Annotated in this window: 13 protein-coding genes; 4 read left to right on the top strand and 9 right to left on the bottom strand. The window is 71.0% G+C overall.

Translation table 11 applies throughout. The annotated features are described in order from the left end of the window. A partial coding sequence (locus ACIRDX_RS12545) for a helicase-related protein (protein ID WP_396625774.1) occupies positions 1-4,259 on the top strand: 4,259 nt, incomplete at its 5' end. A gap of 131 nt (positions 4,260-4,390) precedes the next feature. Further along, entirely contained in the window at positions 4,391-5,293 is a 903-nt protein-coding gene (locus ACIRDX_RS12540) for an Fpg/Nei family DNA glycosylase (RefSeq protein ID WP_396625773.1), read from the top strand. A gap of 13 nt (positions 5,294-5,306) precedes the next feature. Here the strand turns inward: ACIRDX_RS12540 and ACIRDX_RS12535 are convergent, their stop codons facing one another. After that, positions 5,307-6,209, bottom strand: a complete 903-nt coding sequence (locus tag ACIRDX_RS12535; RefSeq protein WP_396625772.1) for a hypothetical protein — start codon at positions 6,207-6,209, stop codon at positions 5,307-5,309. After that, entirely contained in the window at positions 6,187-6,621 is a 435-nt protein-coding gene (locus ACIRDX_RS12530; protein ID WP_396625771.1) for an ABA4-like family protein, read from the bottom strand. The genes ACIRDX_RS12535 and ACIRDX_RS12530 overlap by 23 nt, the downstream gene beginning before the upstream one ends. A gap of 59 nt (positions 6,622-6,680) precedes the next feature. Here ACIRDX_RS12530 and ACIRDX_RS12525 point away from each other — a divergent pair, with 59 nt between their 5' ends. After that, positions 6,681-7,553 carry a methylated-DNA--[protein]-cysteine S-methyltransferase gene (locus ACIRDX_RS12525; protein ID WP_396625770.1) on the top strand — a complete coding sequence of 291 codons (873 nt, stop codon included), beginning with the start codon at positions 6,681-6,683 and terminating at the stop codon, positions 7,551-7,553. A gap of 31 nt (positions 7,554-7,584) precedes the next feature. Here ACIRDX_RS12525 and ACIRDX_RS12520 read toward each other — a convergent pair whose 3' ends face one another. Both ACIRDX_RS12520 and ACIRDX_RS12515 read right to left on the bottom strand, forming a co-directional pair. After that, complete coding sequence (locus tag ACIRDX_RS12520) at positions 7,585-8,466, bottom strand: hypothetical protein (protein WP_396625769.1); 882 nt, start codon at positions 8,464-8,466, stop codon at positions 7,585-7,587. Next, on the bottom strand, positions 8,463-9,533 hold the full coding sequence (locus tag ACIRDX_RS12515; RefSeq protein WP_396625768.1) for a RidA family protein: 1,071 nt from the start codon (positions 9,531-9,533) through the stop codon (positions 8,463-8,465). The genes ACIRDX_RS12520 and ACIRDX_RS12515 overlap by 4 nt, the downstream gene beginning before the upstream one ends. 38 nt (positions 9,534-9,571) lie before the next feature. On the opposite strand from ACIRDX_RS12515, the gene ACIRDX_RS12510 reads away from it, so the two are divergent. Then, complete coding sequence (locus tag ACIRDX_RS12510; protein WP_396625767.1) at positions 9,572-10,096, top strand: peptidylprolyl isomerase; 525 nt, start codon at positions 9,572-9,574, stop codon at positions 10,094-10,096. Positions 10,097-10,214: 118 nt separating this feature from the next. On the opposite strand, the gene ACIRDX_RS12505 is transcribed toward ACIRDX_RS12510, so the two are convergent. From ACIRDX_RS12505 to ACIRDX_RS12485, 5 genes are all read right to left on the bottom strand, one after another. Next, complete coding sequence (locus ACIRDX_RS12505) at positions 10,215-11,738, bottom strand: response regulator (RefSeq protein WP_396625766.1); 1,524 nt, start codon at positions 11,736-11,738, stop codon at positions 10,215-10,217. 5 nt (positions 11,739-11,743) lie between these two features. Then, entirely contained in the window at positions 11,744-13,345 is a 1,602-nt protein-coding gene (locus ACIRDX_RS12500) for a hypothetical protein (RefSeq protein WP_396625765.1), read from the bottom strand. Continuing rightward, positions 13,342-14,112 carry an ABC transporter ATP-binding protein gene (locus ACIRDX_RS12495; RefSeq protein WP_396625764.1) on the bottom strand — a complete coding sequence of 257 codons (771 nt, stop codon included), beginning with the start codon at positions 14,110-14,112 and terminating at the stop codon, positions 13,342-13,344. Before ACIRDX_RS12495 ends, ACIRDX_RS12500 begins: the two co-directional genes overlap by 4 nt. A 107-nt stretch (positions 14,113-14,219) precedes the next feature. Next, the gene (locus tag ACIRDX_RS12490) at positions 14,220-15,365 is read right to left on the bottom strand and encodes a type IV pilus twitching motility protein PilT (RefSeq protein WP_396625763.1); all 1,146 of its coding nucleotides are present in this window, start codon (positions 15,363-15,365) and stop codon (positions 14,220-14,222) included. A 405-nt stretch (positions 15,366-15,770) separates the two neighbouring features. Further along, entirely contained in the window at positions 15,771-18,974 is a 3,204-nt protein-coding gene (locus ACIRDX_RS12485; RefSeq protein ID WP_396625762.1) for a carboxypeptidase regulatory-like domain-containing protein, read from the bottom strand. Between the last annotated feature and the right edge of the window lie 336 nt (positions 18,975-19,310).

Raw genomic sequence — 19,310 nt, 5'->3', positions numbered from 1 at the left:
AGCGCGGCGCACACCTCGCCCTCTCACTCGAGCGCCTCGAGCACGTCGCCCGTGGCCCGATCCAGCGCATCGGCTTGTCGGCGACCCAGCGCCCCCTCGAAGAAGTCGCCCGCTTCCTCGGCGGCGCAGCCGCCCCGGCGCGACAGGAGGATGTCGCTGCCGGACTACCAGACGCTGTAGCTGCCGGACTTGTCCGGCAGTCGGTGATGCCTCGCGAAATGACCGTCGGACAAGTCCGACGGCGACGAAAGGAGGCGCCGGCCGACGGGACAGGTGCGGCGCCCGAGGGTGAAATCCACGACCAGTTCGCCGACGACGACGCGCCGACCGCGTGGCGCCCGGTGACCATCGTCGACGCCGGACGCAAGCGCCAGCTGTCCCTGCACATCGAGGTGCCCGTCGAGGACATGGCGCGCCTCACGCAGGTGGAGGCCATCACCAGCGGGCCGGCCGCCGGGGGCCCGAAGGCGCCGTCGATCTGGGCGGCGATCCACCCGCGCCTGCTCGAGGTGATCCGCGCGCACACCTCGACGCTCCTCTTCGTCAACAGCCGTCGACTCGCCGAGCGCCTGGCCGCCGCGATCAACGAACTGGCCGGCGAGACGCTGGTGCGCGCGCATCACGGGTCGCTCGCGCGCGAGCAGCGCGTCGAGATCGAGGACGCGCTCAAGGCCGGGCGCCTGCGCGGGCTGGCCTGCACCTCGTCGCTGGAACTCGGCATCGACATGGGCGCGGTCGACCTCGTGGTGCAGATCGAGGCGCCGCCGTCGGTCGCCAGCGGCCTGCAGCGCATCGGCCGCGCCGGCCATCGCGTCGACGCGACGAGCGAGGGCCTGATCTTCCCGAAGTACCGCGGCGACCTGCTGGCGTGCGCCGCAGCGGTGCGCGCCATGCGCGAGGGCCGCGTCGAGGCGACCCACATGCCGCGCAACCCGCTCGACGTGCTGGCGCAGCAGGTCGTGGCAATGGTGGCGATGGACGACTGGCACGTGGACGCGCTGTACGACCGCCTCCGCCAGGCCGCGCCGTTCGCCTCGCTGGCGCGCCCCATCTACGACGGCGTCCTCGACATGCTCTCGGGGCGCTACCCGTCTGACGAGTTCGCCGAGCTGCGGCCTCGCCTCACGTGGGACCGTGTCGCGCAGACGCTGACCACGCGCGAGGGCGCCAAGCGTGTCGCCGTCGCCAACGCTGGCACGATCCCCGACCGCGGGCTGTACGGTGTCTTCCTCGCCGGCGCGTCGTCTGGCACCGCCCGGGTGGGCGAACTGGACGAGGAGATGGTGTTCGAGAGCCGTGTCGGCGAGACGTTCCTGCTCGGAGCGTCCACATGGCGCATCGAGGACATCTCGCACGACCGCGTGCTCGTGTCGCCGGCGCCGGGCGAGCCCGGCAAGATGCCCTTCTGGAAGGGCGACGGACCCGGCCGGCCGCTCGAGTTCGGCCGCGAGATCGGCGCCCTCGTGCGCCAGTTGCGCCGCGAGGGGCCAACCGAGGCTACCGACCGCCTCGTGCGCGACCACGACCTCGACGCGCGCGCGGCCACCAATCTCGTCCAGTACCTCACCGAGCAGGACGAGGCGACCGGCGCCGTGCCCGACGACCGGACGATCGTGATCGAGCGGGTGCGCGACGAACTCGGCGACTGGCGCCTGTGCCTGCTCTCGCCGTTCGGCGGCCAGGTGCTCGCGCCGTGGGCGATGGCCGTGATGGCGCGCCTGCGCGAGCAGTACGGCTACGACGTCGAGACGATGTGGGCCGACGACGGGTTCGTGGTGCGATTCCCGGAGGGCGACGAGCCTCCGGACCCGCAGTGGCTGGTGCCCGACGCCGACGAGGTGGAGGGACTCGTGCTCCGGCAACTGGGCTCGACGTCGTTGTTCGCCGCGCGCTTCCGCGAGTGCGCAGGGCGGGCCCTGCTCCTGCCGCGCCGGCGGCCCGGCAAGCGAGCGCCGCTCTGGCAGCAGCGCAAGCGGGCGCAGGACCTGCTCGGCGTCGCCGCGCGCTACGGGTCCTTTCCGATCCTGCTCGAGACGTATCGCGAGTGCCTCCGCGACGTGTTCGACATCCCCGCGCTCGTGGACATCCTGCGGGCCGTTCAGGCACGCCAGGTGCGCGTGGTGCACGTCGAGACGCCGACGCCCTCGCCGTTCGCGGCCTCGCTGCTCTTCGGCTACGTCGCCAACTACCTGTACGACGGGGATGCGCCGCTGGCCGAGCGCCGCGCGCAGGCCCTCACGATCGATCAGGCGCAACTGCAGCAGTTGCTCGGGTCGGCGGAACTGCGCGACCTGCTCGATGCCGACGCGCTGGCCGCCGTCGAGGCGCAGGTCCAGTGCCTGCTGCCCGACTATCGCGCCCGGACTCTCGACGGGGTGCACGACCTGTTGCTGCGGATCGGCGACCTGTCGCCGGAGCAACTGCGCGCGCGCGCGGCCGACGACCTCCCGGCAGACGCCGGCGAGCACCTGGTCCGCGCCCGCCGGGCCGTGTGGCTCACCGTGGCCGGCGAGGCGCGCCTGGTGGCGATCGAGGACGCCGCGCGTTACCGCGATGCGCTCGGGATTCCGCTGCCCGCGGGCGTGCCAGAGACGCTGCTCGCCCTGCAGCCGCAGGCCTTGCGCGACCTGGTCTCGCGCTACGCCAGGACGCACGGCCCCTTCACGACCGACGACATGGCCACACGCTTCGGCCTCGGCCACTCGACGGCCGACCTCGCGTTGCGCGCACTGCTCGCCGAAGGACGCCTCCTCGAAGGCGAGTTCCGGCCCGGGGGGCAGCAACGCGAGTGGTGCGATGCCCAGGTGCTGGCCACGGTCCGTCGTCGATCGCTGGCGCGGTTGCGGCACGCGGTGGAGCCCGTCGACCTGCCGGCGCTCGGCCGCATGCTCACGCAGTGGCAGGGCGTGACGCGTCCCCGGCGCGGCCTCGACGCGCTGCTCGACGTCATCGAGACGCTGCAGGGCGTGCCGCTGGCGGCCTCGCTGCTCGAGCGCGAGATCCTGCCGGCCCGGCTCGAGCGGTACCAGCCGTCGGACCTCGACGCCCTGATCTCGGCAGGGGAGGTCGCCTGGACCGGCGTCGAACCACTCGGGGAACACGACGGCCGCGTCGCGCTGTACCTGGCCGACCACCTGCCGACGTTGTGGCGTGGCGCGATCGCGCCCGCGGCCGCAGCCGACCCGCTCGACGTGCGCGAGCAGGCCATCCTGGCTGCGCTCGACGCCCGAGGGGCGCTGTTCTTCGCCCCCCTGCACGAGGCCGCCGGCGGCGGGTTCCCGCAGGACACGGTCGATGCGCTCTGGACCCTGGTGTGGCGCGGACTGGTGACCAACGACACGCTGCAACCGTTGCGCGCGCACGTTGGCCACGCCACGCGTGAGCGACGGGGCGCAGCCCGCCCGTTCCGATCGCGACGCGTCGCGCCCCCGACCGCCGAGGGTCGCTGGGCCCGCCTGCCGGTCGCGGCCGGCAGCACGACGCCCACCGCCTGGAGCGCCGCCATGGGTCAGCAGTTGCTGACACGATACGGGCTGGTGACCCGCGAGGTGGCCGGCGCCGAGGGCCTGCCCGGCGGCTTCAGCGCGATCTACGACGTGTTCCGGACGCTGGAAGAAGGCGGCCGCATCCGTCGTGGCTACTTCGTGACCGGCGTGGGCGCCATGCAGTTTGCCGCCCCGGCAGCCGTGGATTTGTTGCGCGCGCTGCGGACGCCACCGGAAGCGGCGGAGGTTGCCGTGCTCGCGGCGACCGATCCGGCCAATCCCTACGGCGCGCTGGTCAAGTGGCCCGACACGCCGGCAGGCGCCGGGCGCGGTCCCACGCGCAGCGTCGGCGCCCGCGTGGTGCTCGTGGACGGACACCTCACCGCATGGCTGGGTCGCGGACTCAAGTCGTTCCTCGTCTGGTTGCCCGAGCACGAACCGGATCGCAGCCGCCACGCCGAGGCGCTGGCGCGCGCACTCCCGATGACCGGCACCGATCGCGAACGACGCGCCGCATCGGTGCTCCTCGGCGAGATCAACGGCGGCCCGGCGATCGACAGCCCGATTCGCCCGTTCCTGGAGGCGGCCGGGTTCGTGGCCACCCCCCAGGGCCTGCAATGGCGCGAGACCACGTCGGCGGCCACGCCTGCCATGCCCCGGCAGCGGCGCCCGGGGCGCTGGCAGGACATGGCCCCCGGCACGCCCCTCGAGGACCTCCCGGCCATGGCCGACGAGGACATCGCGCCGATCCGGTGGCCGCGGAGGCCGCGCTGATCATCAAGGCTCAGGGCTCAGGGCTCAAGGCTCAGAGACCCTTCCGACCTGGCCTCAGCCTGCACTCACTCACACGCCTCTTGCAGCATGCTGTCTGAGCCCTGAGCCTGGAGCCCTGAGCCCGTTTCCCCATGCCCGAAGGCGACACGATATTCCGCGCGGCACGCACGCTGCACACGGCCCTGGCCGGGCAGGTGGTCACGCGCTTCGAGACGCAGTACGCGCAGATCGCGCGGGTGCATCACGACGCGCCGATCACGGGGCGCACGGTGGAGCGCGTGACGGCCAGGGGCAAGCACCTGCTGATGGCGTTCTCGGGAGTCGGTGGTCGGCAGTCGGCAGCGGACGACCAGTCGCGACGGCTACGCGTCGACGGGCCGATGGTGCTGCGGACGCACATGCTGATGTCGGGCTCGTGGCACATCTACCGGACGGGCGAACCCTGGCAGCGCTCCCCCGTCTCCGCGCGCATCGTCGTCGGGACCGCCGGATTCGTCGCCGTGGCGTTCGCCGTGCCGGTGGCGGAGTTCGTGGAAGCCGCGGCGATGGAGGACGCCCCGGCGCTGGCGCGCCTCGGGCCAGACGTCCTGGCGGCCGACTTCGACGTCGATCGAGCGGTGGCCCGTCTCGCGGTGAGCACGCGTCCCACGGTCGCCGAGGCGCTGCTGGACCAGACCGCCGTTGCGGGGATCGGCAACGTCTACAAGAGCGAGTTGCTCTTCCTGGCAACGCTCTGGCCCTTCACGCCCCCCGCCGACGTGCCGGTGGCGTCATGGCTCCGCCTCCTGCGCAACGCACGCACGCTGCTGCAGGCCAACGTGGTCGATCCGCGCGAGACTGGCGTGGTGACGTACCGCGGCATGCGACGGACGACCGGACGCTCGAATCCGGCGGAGCGCCTGTACGTGTACGGCCGCCAGGGCGAGCCCTGCCGCACTTGTGGCACGCCCATCCAGTTCCGCCATCACGGCGAGCACAACCGGTCGACGTACTGGTGCCCGACCTGCCAGCCGGCGCCGAGCGCGGCCCCGTGATCATCCCACTCGGCTACGGCACACCCTGACCGGCGGCTGCCGGGCCGGCGCGATCGACCCGCTCGGCACCACCACCCGGCCAGAACGGCCGCGCCGCCTCGGCCTGCGCGAGCACCGCGGCCGTGAGCAGGGCGCAGGCCACGCCGGCAACCGTCGCCACAGCCTTACGCGATCGCGGGCGCGCCCACGTCGCCACCAGCAGCGCCAGTGGCACCGCCTGCATGGCGTGGAGACCGATGAAGTGCGGGACGCGCCGGTCCCCGGCCTCGACACTCCAGCCGAGGAAAGGCAGGCCGGGGCCGCCGTCAGGGCGCCCCACCGTGTGCGCGCCCGCCACGGGCAGTCCGGAGCCTGCCCGCGCCTGTGCCAGTTGCGGCGCCGTCGGCACGACCATCAACGCGCCCACCATCAGCCCGGCGAGCGACACGCCGGCGCCCCACCGGCAGGCCGAAAGCAGCGGCCGATCGGGCCAGTCGGTGCGGAGCAGCAGGACCCACAGCACGGCGTGCGCGACCGAGAGCGTGGCGATGGCCAGTCCCATGACGTTGAAGATCAACGCGTCGATCGCCGTCGCCACGTTGAAGTGACTGGGCACGCCACGCCAGGCCTGCACGGCGATCAGCACGAGCTCGACCGCGAGCATCACCGCCACGGTCCAGCCGAGTGCCGCGCGCAGCCGCGCCCATCGCGCCGATGCCGCCGGCCACTGTGCGAGGTACCACGCGAAGGTCGACGCGTACACGGCGGCCGAGAGGAAGAACTTCAGCGGCTTGTTCCACGCCGGCGCACCGGTGATGGTCCGCGCATCGAACAGGCCGAGCAGCAGGACGACGAATGCGCAGGGCAGGCACGCCGCCGCCAGCAGCATCAGCGCCCGATGGCCGCGCCAGGCGTCACGCAGGATCGACAGCAGCATTGGCGCCTCCGATCACGGTGCGGACCAGCAGGTAGGTCAGGAGTCCGACGGGGCCGACCAGCAGGGTCAGCAACAGCGTCGGCGAGACCCACCAGGGCGAGTAACGGCGGTTCCGGCTGTCGATGTGGATCCAGCGGCCGACGAAGAGATCGAATGCCACGAAGTGCGCCCACGCCAGCGCGGTGCCCGTGGGGGTGCCGAGCATGGACGCGATCTCGGCAGGCACGGGATTGGCCACGGCCGGGAGCACCATGGCCGCCACGGGCAGCAGCACGACGAGGTAGATCAACGCCGGCGGCGCGACAATCCACGGCGAGCCGACGATCCGCCGTGTGAACGACCACGTGGGAGCCAGGATCATCAGCGCCCAGAAGGGAAGGACAACGAGGTTGCTCAGCTCGAACGGTGTCATGGCGGCGGCTCCGACAAACCGGATAGTGCCCGTGGGAGGCCGCTAGTATGCTCCGATTCATGACCGCCCCGGCACGCCTCGACGCACCTGCGCCACCGCGCCTCGGCGCCGACGACCTCCGCCGTCTCGCGGCGCACATCGACGCCGCACTGGCCGACGGCGGCCGCCCGTCGGTCGCCTCGCTCGCCGAGGCCGTCGGCCTGCCGCCCGCCGAGTTCCGTCGCCGCCTCGAAGCGACGCTCGGCATCGGCCCGCGCGAGCTGCTGACGGGTCGCCAGATCGCGCACCTGCGCGAGCGTCTCCTTGCCGGCGACGAGGTCACCGAAGCGCTCTACGCGGCCGGCTACGGCTCCTCGTCGCGCCTCTACGAGCGTGGGCAGGCGGCGCTGGGCATGACGCCGGGGGCGTATCGCCGCGGCGGGGCGGGCGTGGCCATCGGGTACACGACGGCGCCGTCCCCGCTCGGCCTGCTGCTGGTCGCGACTACGCAGCACGGGGTCTGCGCCGTGTACCTCGGCGACGACGAGGCCGCACTGGTGGCGGCGCTCGAGGCCGAGTTCCCCCGCGCCACGATCTCGCGCGGCGTGGCACAGGACGCCTGGGTAGCGGCGGCCGTGGCGGTGGCCAGTGGACAGGCGGGCGAGGACGTGCCGCTCGACCTACAGGGCACGGCGTTCCAGCAGCGGGTGTGGCGCGCCCTGCGCAGCATCCCTCGCGGCCAGACGCGCTCGTACGCGGAACTGGCCGTGATGATCGGGCAGCCCGCAGCGGTGCGGGCTGCGGCGCGTGCCTGCGCCACCAACAAGGTGTCGCTCCTCGTCCCCTGCCACCGCGTCGTCGGCAGCAATGCGTCGCTGACTGGTTACCGATGGGGTATCGAGCGGAAGCGCCGGCTGATCGCCATGGAGCGTGAGCACCCGGGCGCGCGATGAGGCCGGCCGGCGCGGCGGTCGACTTCGCGGTCTACTTCACCAGCGCCTGCGCCTCGGCATCCGCCTCGGCCCAGAGGGCACGCGCCTGGGCCAGCGTCTCGTCGGCCTGCGCGGCGTAGCCGAGGCGGCGATAGGCCGCCGCGAGTCCCACCCGGGTCTGGACGCGGCGCGGCCACTCCACCACCAGGTCGAGATAGCGCTCGCTCGCGGCGGCGTAGCGGTCCGTGAGGCGCAGCAGGTCGGCTTCCACTTCCCACGCCAGCACCACGGGCGACCGCGGATCGTCGGGTGCGTAGAGGCGCTGCTCCAGATCGTGCGCGGCATCGAGCAGGAGTTGCATCTCGTCGCGCTCGTACTGCGCGCCGGCCATGGCGCCCTGCACGACGAGACGGGCGCGCTCCGCCTCGCTGATCGGGCCCGCCGCTGCCGCCAGGGTCTCGAGGCGACCGAGTTCGGCACGCGCCCGCGCCTGCAACCCGCCATCCTGTGCGGCCCACGAGGCCCGGGCCGCAGCTACGCCGCGGACCAGGGGGCCGAGCCACGGCAGGGTGGCCTCGTCGGGAAGGACGAGGTCGACGAGTGCCCCCCAATCCCCGGTGTCGACTCGCCGCAAGGCCTCCAGCCGCGCCACCTCGGCGAGCCAGGTCCCGCGAGCCGACGTGGCGACCAGGGCCGCCGCGCCGCGCGCGACCTCCAGCCGTGCATCCGCATCGCGCCAGCGGCCCGCCTCGATGTCGACGCGCACACACCGCGCGAGCACGAGGCCGGCCGCGTCGCGCGACGCTGCCGTGACGACGTCCGGCACCGCGCGCGGCTCGGCACACGCGGTCGGCGACTGTGCGCCGACGGCCGTCGTCGCGACGAGCCAGGCCGCTGCCAGCCACGACACGATCGGGATCAGGCGGGTCGTCACGGGCGCACGGCGGTCACCTGCACCTCCACGCCCGCGTGTGGAACGACGAGGCCGCAGGCCAGGGTGGCGCCGGCGGGAAGCGGCCGGCCCATCGCTTCGCGCATCACGCGACGCGCCGGTTCGGCATCGCCCGCGCCGGTCACGTACAGAGTCGCGTCGACCACGTGGGACCAGTCCAGCCCGCTGCGTGCCAGCACGTCGCCGAGTCGGGCCATGGTGCTGCGCGTCTGCGCCTCGATGCTCGCGTGCGGGTCCTCACCCAGCGCGCCCGACAGGAACACCCGGGGGGACGCGGCGATCGCCGGCACCAGCAACGCGTCCTCGGCCACGGGCGCCACGACGCCGGTGACGCTGCGCCCGGCCTGCGCCACGAAGGTCATCTCCACGCGATAGGCCGGCTGCATCAGTCCGGTGACGACGGTGGCGCGCGCGGGCCGTGGCGCGGGCATGCGGGCGCGGTAGCGGGCGTTCATGGCGGCGAACTCCGCGACATCGGTGATGAACACCCGCGCCAGCACGACGTCGGCCAGCGTGAGGCCGGCGGCCGCCAGCAACGCGGTGGCATTGTCGGCAATCAGGTCGACCTGGGCCTCGATCGCGTCGTCCAGGGGGGTGCCGGTGCGGACGTCGCGCGGCACGAGCCCCGACAGGAACACGGTGTCGCCACACCGGATGCCGTGACTGTAGGGGTTGGGCGACTGCGGCCATCCGGCAGGATGCAGCACCTCGCGAGTCGTGCCGGCGGCCGCCGCGATCGCGCTGATCTCCACCAGCGCGTCGTCGGCCTCGGGTGGCGCGACCACGGTGGTCCGGGCCGGGGGCTCGGCGCCGATCCGGGCCGCGTAGGCCCGGTTCATGCCGGCGAAATCGGCGGCATGGCGCACCTGCACGTGCAGCGACGCCGCGCGGGCAAGGCTGCTGCCGGCACCGCGCAGCACCTCGTCGAGCCTGTCGAGGACCTCGGTGACCTGACTTTCGATGTCGGTGCCGGGTCCTCGATCGCGGGCAATCACGCCCGAGGCATGCACGAGTCCACCAGCGGTGACGACCGGGGCAAAGGTTTCCATGCCGGGATTATGCCCGGTGGGAATGGTAAGGTGTGGCCATGACCCTACAACCCGGGCTCTACGCCCACTTCACCACCTCCGAGGGCGCCTTCACGGTCAGGTTGTTCGAGGAGGAGGCTCCCAAGACGGTGGCCAATTTCGCGGGCCTGGCCGAGGGCAGCATCGAGTGGCAGGATCCGGTCACGCGACAGCCCATCCGCAAGCCGTTCTACGACGGCCTGATCTTCCACCGGGTGATCGACGGGTTCGTGATCCAGGGCGGCTGCCCGCTTGGCAACGGCATGGGCGGCCCCGGCTACAAGTTCGGCGACGAGTTCCACCCGGCGCGCCGACACGCCAAGGCCGGCATCCTGTCGATGGCCAACGCGGGCCCCGGGACCAACGGCAGCCAGTTCTTCGTCACGCTGGGCGCCACGCCGCACCTCGACGACCGCCACTCGGTCTTCGGCGAGGTGATCTCGGGGATGGACGTCGTGTCGCGGATCGGCCATGTGCCGACCGGCCGCGGCGATCGTCCCGTGAAGGACGTCGTCATCCAGTCGGTGAAGATCGAGCGCGTGTAGAGGACGGACGCGTGTAATGCCGCGGTGCCGGAATGTCGAAGGTCATTGCACCTCCCACATTGCCGGCACTCGGCATCGCTGGACTCTGAACTTTGAACTGTGAATTCTGAATTCTGAATTACTGAAGGACGTCCTTCACCCGCGCCAGCAGGCGGTCGGGCGCGAAAGGCTTCTGCAGGAACGGGCGACCGGTGTCGATGATGTCGCGCTGCACCACGGCGTGATCGGCGTAGCCCGACATGAACAGCACGCGCATGCCGGGCCGCGACGGCAACACGCGCTGCGCCAGTTCCAGTCCGTTCAATCCTGGCATCACCACGTCGGTCAGCAGCAGGTCGATCACGCCGCCGTGCTGATCGGCCAGCAACAGCGCCTCCTCGGCATCCTGCGCCGACAACACCACCATCGCCTCCGCTTCCAGCACGCGTCGCACGAGGCGGAGCACCGACGCCTCATCCTCCACCACCAGCACGACGGCCGGGCCGCCACGCTCGGTACGTACGTAGGTCTCCAGCTCGGGTGCTGCGGGCGCCGCGACGACCTCCGCGTAGCGTGGCAGCACGATCTCCACGCGCGTGCCGGCGCCTGGTGCGCTCTCGAGCGTCACCGCGCCACCGGTCTGCCGCACGATGCCGTAGACCGTGGGCAGCCCGAGGCCCTGCGCCAGCGGCTTCGTGGTGAAGTATGGGTCGAAGGCACTCGCGCGCGTGGCGTCGTCCATGCCGGAGCCGCTGTCGCGCAGGGAGATGAAGATCGCCGGGCCGGCGCGCATGTCCAGCGTGCGGGCGCGCGCCTCGTCGAGGTCCCCGACCGAGACGTCCACGCCGAGGGTGCCGCCATCGGGCATCGCGTCGCGGGCATTGGCCGCGAGGCTGAAGACCGCCTGCTCGACCTGCCCCGGGTCGGCGAACACCTCGGCCGGCTCGTCAGGCACGGTGATCGACACCTTGACCTGCTCGCCCATCAGCCGCGACAGCATCTTCGGCATCTCGCCGAGCATCACGCCGACGTCGACGATCTCGGGCTGCATGATCTGCCGCCGGCTGAACGCCAGCAGCTGCCGCGTGAGCGACGAGGCGCGCATGGCCGCGTTGCGGATCTCGTGCAGGTCGAAGCGCCTGACGTCGCCGTTGTCGAACTGCGTGTCGAGCAGGTCGCAGTACCCGACCACGGCCGTGAGCAGGTTGTTGAAGTCGTGCGCGATGCCCCCGGCGAGCCGGCCGACGGTGTTGAGGCGCTGCGCCTGGCGCACCGACTCCTCCAGCCGGCGCTGGTGCGTGGCGTCGCGAAAACGCCAGAGGTGGGCCGCGACGACGCTGCCCGAGAAGATCGGCGAGTGATCCCACTCGAGCGTCCGCCCGTCGGTGGTGGTCAGCGTCTCGTGCGAGCTGGCCACGCGCGCCCCACGCCGCGCGGCCAGCCGCGCGCCGAGCCCCACGGCCTCGTCGAAGGCCGCGAGCGCCGGCGCCCACGCGTCGGCGCCGGGCCGCTCGCGCAGCGGCGCGCCAGACGCCGCAAACAGCGCCAGCCAGGCCGCATTGACGACGGCGACGGCGCCATCGGCGGTCTCCAGGCAGGCCGCTTCCTGGAGGTGCTCGATGACGGGGACGAAGGGCGAGAGGGAGGGAGGTCCGGTCCACATGGAGGTCAGCTCGCACAGGCCCAGCCGCGCGACAGGCGCGCGACACGGGTGAGCAGGGTTTCGTGCAGCAGCACGTTGATCACGACCAGCACGGCGACGCCGGCAAACGTGCGTCCGGCGTGCGCGTAGAGCCACGGACGCCAGAACGGCACGGTGGTGATGATCACCATGGTCGGCGCCATCAGCAACAGGAGCGCGAACGAGCGCGCCCCCTGCCTGGTCGGCTGCGAGAACGGCAGCGAAGGGTTGACGAGCAGGTCGGCCGCCAGCAGGGCGTGCGAGATCAGGCCGATCACCAGCCCGTGCATCAGCCACTCCAGCGGCGGGCGTGGGTACAGCCAGCCCAGGAGCGCCATGACCAACACGAGGTACGGCACCAGGAACCGCGCAACGACGACGTTCTTGAGGGCGACCACGAGCTCCTCGAACGGCATCGGGGCCGCGTGGAACACCCACGCACCGCGCCAGGCCTCGCTGTAGACGAGGAACTGCCGCAGCATCACGGGAAAGAACAGCACCGCGTAGTAGACCAGCAGCGGTTCACGTTGCATCAGCGCCGGCCCCTCGACGTCGGAGAAGCCCGCGAGCAGGTAGATGACGGTGAGCGGCAGGATGCCGAGCACGCCCAGGCGGAACTTCTGGTCGGTCCGGAACTGCGCTCCCGCCAGCAGTCCCACGGCATGGTGCGCGGGGCCGAACACCAGCACCGGCACGGGACGGCGCGTCGCCTGGCCGCCGGGGCGTTCCACGAACATCGTCGCCAACCGCTCGGCCCAGGCCAGGGACAGGCGGCTGCGGACCAGCGCGCCGGCGATGCCCAGCAGCGCGAAGGGCGCCGCGGCCGCGAGCCAGTCGAGCTGCGTCGCGCGGCCCTCGGCGATCTCGATCCACGCGGCGAACCACGCGGCCGGATTGAGGTAGGCCGCAGCCGTCTTCTCGAGGCGGAGGGTGTCGAGGGCGCGGGTGGTGCGCGACAGCAGGAAGAGCGCGCCGATGAAGACGAACGAGAGCACGAACTGCACGTACCCGAGGGCCCGGTGCAGCCGACCCGCCGGGATCACCCGGATGAGCGCCAGGAAGAGGAGGATGACCAGCAGCGGGACGAGCACGGCACACAGGACCGCGCCGGCGAGGCTGGCCAGGGCCGCCGCCACCGTGCCGCCACCGTCGCGAAACAGGTAGGCCAGCGCGGGCAGCACGGCGAAGGGCGCGGCCAGCATCAGCGAGAAGCCGACCACCGACGTGAGCCGCGCGACGAAGAAGGTGCGGCCGTCGACCGGACGCGGCGCGAGCTGGACGTGGTCGTCGGGCGACAGCACGATGCTCGTGAAATCCACCAGCAGCGCCAGGCCGAGGGTGGTGATCAGGAGCGTGTAGTAGATCGTGCTGGTGGCGAACACGTTGGGGAGCACGGTGATCAGTGCGGCGCAGAAGCCGCCGTAGACCAGCTGCGAGAGCAGCGCGCCGCCGAGGCTCCCCGCAGCGGCGCGTGCCAGGCGGATGCCCGAGCCCTTCATCTGGCGGATGTCGGTGGTGAACGACACCCAGACGAGTGCGCGCCATTGCACCGGGTCCACCCCGATCAGCCGCGCGAGGGCCGCGATCACGCGCGCCACTCCAGCGACGACAGCACGCCGGCCGTCGCGTCCACGGCGTTGCGAGCGCCCGTCAGCGAGGCGAACGCCTGCTCCAGCGTCGTCGCCCCGGTGGCGGCCGCGATGTCGGCAGGTGTGCCGCCGGCGATGGCGCGGCCCTGGTCCACGATCACGATGCGCGGGCAGAGCCGCTCGACGACGTCGAGCAGGTGCGAGCAGAAGAGGATGGTCCGCCCCTGGAGCGCGAGCCCGCGCAGCAGCTCCTTGAACACGAGCATGGCGTTGGCGTCGAGGCCGTTCAGCGGCTCGTCGAAGATGACGACCTCGGGGGCATGCAGCAAGGCGGCCGCGATCAGGACCTTCTGGCGCATGCCCTTCGAGAAGGTGACCATCCGCGCGCCACGTACCGGCTGCAGGTCGAACATCCGCAGCAGTTCCTCGATCCGGGGCTGCACGACGTCGGGCTCCAGGTGGTACAGGAGCGAGATGAAGCGGAAGTACTCGTCGGGGGTGAGGGCGTCGTAGATGGCGCCGGTCTCGGGCACGTAGCCGACGCGCCGCTTGACCTCGAGCGGCTGCGTGGCGATGTCGAAGCCCGCCACCTCCACCCGGCCGCGCTGGAGCGGCAGGAGCCCCGTGAGGATCTTCACGGTGGTCGACTTGCCGGCGCCATTGGGCCCGAGCAGGCCGAGCACCTCGCCCGCCCCCGCCTCGAACGACAGCCCCTGCACCGCAGGGGTGTCGCCGTAGGCGTGATGGAGGTCGGCGACGCGGATCACGTCACAGAGTCTAACGGCAGTCGGCAGTCACACAGCGACCGCCCCGTCAGGATGCTCTCTGCGCCTCGAGCCCTGAGCCCTGTGCGTTAAGCGTTAGGCGTTAAGCGTTACGAAGGCTTGCCCTGCAACGGCTGCGGGCCGAGGAACTTCGTGTCGATGGCCATGCGCTTGAGCAGCGCCTCGAAGCCCGCCTTGTCGACGGCCTTGACGTAGGCCTCCTCGGGGGCCACCAGCTTGTTCTTCACCAGGTCGGCCAGCGCGTCGTTCAGCGTCTGCATGCCCTGCGCCTTGCCGACCTGCATCATCGAGGGAATCTGGAAGGTCTTGCCTTCGCGAATCAGGTTGCTGATCGCGGTGTTCACGATCAGCGTCTCGAGCGCCGCGACGCGCCCGCCGCCCACCTTGCGACAGAGCGTCTGCGCGATGACGCCCTTGAGCGACTCGCTGAGCATCACGCGGATCTGGCTCTGCCGATCGGCCGGGAACTGGTCGATGATGCGGTCCACCGTCGAGGCCGCGGTGCTGGTGTGCAGCGTGCCGAACACGAGGTGCCCGGTCTCGGCCGTCTCGATGGCGATCGCCACGGTCTCGAGGTCGCGCATCTCGCCGACGAGCACGATGTCGGGGTCCTCGCGCAGGGCCGCCCGCAGCGCGTCCTTGAACGACTCGGTGTGGGTGTGGACCTCGCGCTGGTTGATCAGGCAGCTCTTGTTGTCGTGGACGAACTCGATCGGGTCCTCGATCGTGATCACGTGGTCGTGCCGCGAGCGGTTGATGTAGTCGACCATCGCGCACAGCGTCGTCGACTTGCCGGACCCGGTCGGCCCCGTGACGAGCACGAGCCCCTTGCTGAGGTGGCACAACTGCAGCAGGTGCGGCGAGAGTCCGAGCTGCTCGGCGGTGAGGATCTGGCTCGGGATCACCCGGAAGACCGCCCCCATGCCCTTGCGGTCCATGAAGATGTTGGCGCGGAAGCGGGCCAGGCCGGGGATCTCGTAGGCGAAGTCGGTGTCGTGCCGACGCTCGAACTCGGTGCGGTTCTTCTCGGGGGTGATCGGACCGAGCAGGCGCCGGATGTCCTCGGCCGTCAGGCGGGGGGCCGTCTCCTCGACGGGCATCATGCGGCCATCCTTGCGGACCATGGGCGGCACGCTGACGCTGAGATGCAGGTCGGACGCGCCGGTCTGCACCATCAGCCGGAACAGGCGGTTGATCGGGGGCTCCGAGACGACGGGCGGGGCTGGAGTGGCCATCTTGCGGATTATCGGCAGCGACGGCGATCCGGTGCAGCTCTACGGCTGCGGAGGCAATTTGGAATTCGAAATTTGAAATTCTCGCGGGCGACGGCCTTCGGCCTGTCGCCCCCGGGATACCACGAGCGAGCGAAGGCTGAAAGCCGAGCCGCCGAGCATTTCAAGCTTCACATTTCAGATTGCCGCGAGAGGTGGGTGACCGGTCCCGGGGGAGACCGGCCACCCGGTGGGGCCCAGCGCTCGACCTACAACTCGCCCGGCCGTCCGGAAGGACGGTCGGGCGTGAGCGCTGTGCACCGAGCCCGCGCGAGCGGGCGGAGGTGCACTAGAACTCGCCCGGCCGCCCGGAAGGACGGTCGGGAGTGAGCGCTGTGCACCGAGCCCGCGCGAGCGGGCGGAGGTGCACTAGAACCCCACCCGCACGGCCAGCTGCACGATGCGGGGCAGGCCGGCGGAGGTGATGGAACCGAACTGGGCCGTGCCGAACGTGCCGTTCGGATCGGCGTAGTTGGTGTGGTTGAAGACGTTGAAGGCCTCGGCGCGCACGTCGAAGCTGAAGCGCGGCAGCGTGAACCGCTTGACCAGGCTCAGGTCCGTCGTCCAGTTGCCGGGGCCCCACGCGCTGTTGCGCGGCGCGTTGCCGGGGGTGTTCAGCGCCGGCACCGCATAGGCACCGTTGGACAGGTAGGCCCCGCGGTTGGCCGAGGCATCGCTGGCAGCGTTCGGATCCCCCACGATGTTGGGCCGGAAGTACCCGCCATTGCGGTCGAAGAAGCTGTAGGCGAGCCCGGTGTTCGGGTCGGTGCCGTTGCGCGACAGCGTGACGTTGACCGGCAGCCCGCTGCGGACCGAGGTGATGCTCGACACCTGCCAGCCGCCGATCAGGGCGTCGAGGACCGGGCTCATGTCGGTGCCCCACGCCCGTCCGCGCCCGATCGGCAACTGCCAGACCTGCGTGAACGTGAAGCGGTGCCGCGCGATCTGGGCGTTGGGGCCACGCTCGCCACGCAGGACCTGGTCGAGGTTGCTGTAGTCGGGCGCCAGGATCAGCTGCGTGCCCGAGCCGCCGGCGCCCCAGGCGCCGATCTCGTCCTCGCTGTCGGCGAACGTGTAGCTGCCGAGGATGTACAGGCCGCCCGTGTAGCGCTTCTCGTACTTCAGCTGCAGGGCGTCGTAGGTGGACTGGCCCTCGGTGATGTTGACGTCGATCTGCCGCCAGTTCGGGAACGGCCGATTGGCCGCGACCGCGCCGTTGACGCCGAACGGCACACCGTTGACGGGGACGTTGCCCAGCAGGTTGGCCGCACGGTTGCCGACGTAGGCGACCTCGAAGGTCGACTGCCACGGCAACAGGAACTCGGCGGCGACGTTCCACTGCTGGATGGTGGCCGCCTGCTGCTCGATCTGGCGGGCCTTCACGCCGACCGTCCGCGAGTCGTAGTTGCTGGTCAGGCCGGCCGGGAACGGGTCCGAGACCAGGAGGGGCGGCGGCGCCGTGTTGTTGACGCGCTGCAGCGTCGCATCGACCAGCGTCGGCGGGTTGAGCGCGATGATGCCCTCGGAGCCGCGCATGTCCTCGATCGAGTAGAAGACGCCGTAGCCGCCGCGGACGACGAGCCGATCGGGCATCGCCTGCCACGCCACACCGAGGCGAGGCGCGACGTTGTTCCGGTCGGTGTCCATCAGGTACTGGTCGTCGCCCGTCGGGTACACCAGCTGCCCGGTCTGGAGGTTGAAGTTGATGTTCTGGTTCTCGCCCGCGCCGTAGTAGGGCGTGCCGTACTCGTAGCGCAGCCCGGCGTTCACCGTGAGGTTCGGCGTGACCTTCCAGTCGTCCTGCACGAAGCCGGCGTACACCTCCTGCCGCCAGTCGAGCACCGGCACGGTCGTCGCGTTGAGCGAGAAGGGCGTGCCGATCAGCAGGTCGGCGATGTCGTCGCCGGTGTACTCGCCGGTGAAGCGGTAGGCGGGACTGCGGCGGCTCACGTCGAGCAGCTCGTTGCGCTTGAGGCGCACCTCGAACCCGGTGCGCAGGCTGTGGTTGCCGAGCAGCAGCGACAGCGTGTCGAGCGCCTGCCAGGTGATCGGATTCTGGAACTGCGGCCGGAAGTTGCGGATCCCGAGATCCTGGTAGTTGTTGAAGTCCATCAGCGGGATGCCGCCGGTGGTCAGGTACTCGGCCGGCAGGCCCACGAAGCCGAACTGATCGGCCGTCATGTCGTTGGCGGCCGCGTGGGCGAAGCGCGAGTGGGTGCGGTTGTAGCCGAAGCGGGCCTCGTTCACCATCCGCGCGCCGAAGATGCGCGTCCAGCTCAGCCCCAGGCTCTGGTTGCGGTTGTACTGCTCGCCCTGGTTGCTGGTGCCCTCGCCGAGCGTCGGGAAGAGCGCCTCGCGGAAGATGTCCTGCTGCAGGAAGCTGTAGCGGGCGAAGACGCGGCTGTCGCCGCTCGCCACCAGGTCGGACCGGATGTCGAACTTGTGGGTGTTCTCCTGCCCGGGCCGCTGCCAGGCGTAGTTCTCGACGACACGGCCTCCAGCCACCACACGGCCATCACGGTTGGGCTGCGGGAACAGATCGAGGATCTTGGCCCCCAGCGAGTTCCAGTCCGCGCGCGGGATCGTGCGGTTGGGATACAGCTGGCCCGTGAACGGGTTGCGCACGTCGGTGGCGAACACCCCGCCCCGCTGCGCGAGGGTGGGCACCGTCAGGATGCCGGTGGTCGTGAAGTCCTGCCGGAACCCCTCGTAGGACCCGAAGTAGAACACCTTGTTCTTCGCGATGGGCCCGCCGAACGTCGCACCGCCCTGGTGCCAGGCGAGGTCGTCCTTGCGCAGGCCGAACGTGTTGGCATTCCACGACTTGGCCGCCAGCGAGGCGTCGCGGTTGAAGTACCAGCCCGACCCGCGGATCTGGTTGGTGCCCGACTTGATCGACACGTTCACCACGGCGCCGGCCGAGCGGCCGAACTCCGCCGAGTAGCTGTTGGTCTGGACCTTGAACTGCTCGATCGAATCCGGGTTGGGCTGCACCACCTGCGCCGAGAGCGACTGCGCGTTCTGCGTGCCCTGGTTGTTGTCGAACCCGTCGAGCATGAAGTTGTTCTGCGTGTGGTAATTGCCGTTGGACACGAACCAGCCCGGCCCGCGCGTCTCGACGGTCATCGTGCTGGGGCTGGTGCCGGGAATCAGCAGCGCGAGTTCGCTGTAGCGCCGGGCCGCCAGCGGCAGCTGCACGGCCACCTCACCGGTCACCACCTGGCCAATCGAGCCTTCCTCGGTCTGCAGGTTGGCGCGCTGCGCCGTCACCTGCACGGTCTCGGCCGCCGCCGCGCTGTCCAGCGTGATGCGCACGAATTCGCGCTCGTTCACGTCGACGTCGACGCCCGTGAAGTCGACGGTGCGGAAGCCGGACAGCATGACGCGCACGTCGTACCGGCCGCGCGTCACCGGCGTGAAGGTGGCGTAGCCCTCGCCGTCGGAGACGGCCTCACGCGAGGTGGACGTGCCCACGTTGGTCGCAGTGACCGTGGCACCGGGGACGACGGCGCCTGATTGGTCGAGCACCAGGACACGCAGCGACCCGGCGTCGTTCTGGGCGATCGCCGACACGGGGAGACAGAGGGACAGCAGCAGTGGAAGCAGCGCGCGAGCGCGCCGACGACAGGGCAGGAGGTTCGAAAGCATCACCCATCAAGGGTCGGCAGTGCGCGTGACGCCCGTGCATCGACCCGATGAAGACGGCATGACGCGGTCGGATCGACCGAGACCACACGAGGGACAAGGGACACGTACTCGAGTCACAAGGGGTGCAAGGGACAAGGGACCAGGAGTCGGCAAGGGAGCAGGGACAAGGGCATCACGCGATCAGAGCGACCGAGACCACGCGAGGGACAAGGGACACGGACTCGAGTCACCAGGGGTGCAAGCGACGAGGGACCAGGAGTG

Source organism: Luteitalea sp. (assembly GCF_044337415.1).
Taxonomy (GTDB): domain Bacteria; phylum Acidobacteriota; class Vicinamibacteria; order Vicinamibacterales; family Vicinamibacteraceae; genus Luteitalea.
This window is presented reverse-complemented; position numbering and strand designations above follow the sequence as displayed.

Excerpts from the sequence above, each read along its gene's own strand:
- ACIRDX_RS12505 (WP_396625766.1), bottom strand. The coding sequence starts at position 11,738 with ATGTGGACCGGACCTCCCTCCCTCTCGCCCTTCGTCCCCGTCATCGAG.
- ACIRDX_RS12530 (WP_396625771.1), bottom strand. The coding sequence starts at position 6,621 with ATGACACCGTTCGAGCTGAGCAACCTCGTTGTCCTTCCCTTCTGGGCG.
- ACIRDX_RS12515 (WP_396625768.1), bottom strand. The coding sequence starts at position 9,533 with ATGGAAACCTTTGCCCCGGTCGTCACCGCTGGTGGACTCGTGCATGCC.
- ACIRDX_RS12525 (WP_396625770.1), top strand. The coding sequence starts at position 6,681 with ATGACCGCCCCGGCACGCCTCGACGCACCTGCGCCACCGCGCCTCGGC.
- ACIRDX_RS12540 (WP_396625773.1), top strand. The coding sequence starts at position 4,391 with ATGCCCGAAGGCGACACGATATTCCGCGCGGCACGCACGCTGCACACG.
- ACIRDX_RS12535 (WP_396625772.1), bottom strand. The coding sequence starts at position 6,209 with ATGCTGCTGTCGATCCTGCGTGACGCCTGGCGCGGCCATCGGGCGCTG.
- ACIRDX_RS12510 (WP_396625767.1), top strand. The coding sequence starts at position 9,572 with ATGACCCTACAACCCGGGCTCTACGCCCACTTCACCACCTCCGAGGGC.
- ACIRDX_RS12490 (WP_396625763.1), bottom strand. The coding sequence starts at position 15,365 with ATGGCCACTCCAGCCCCGCCCGTCGTCTCGGAGCCCCCGATCAACCGC.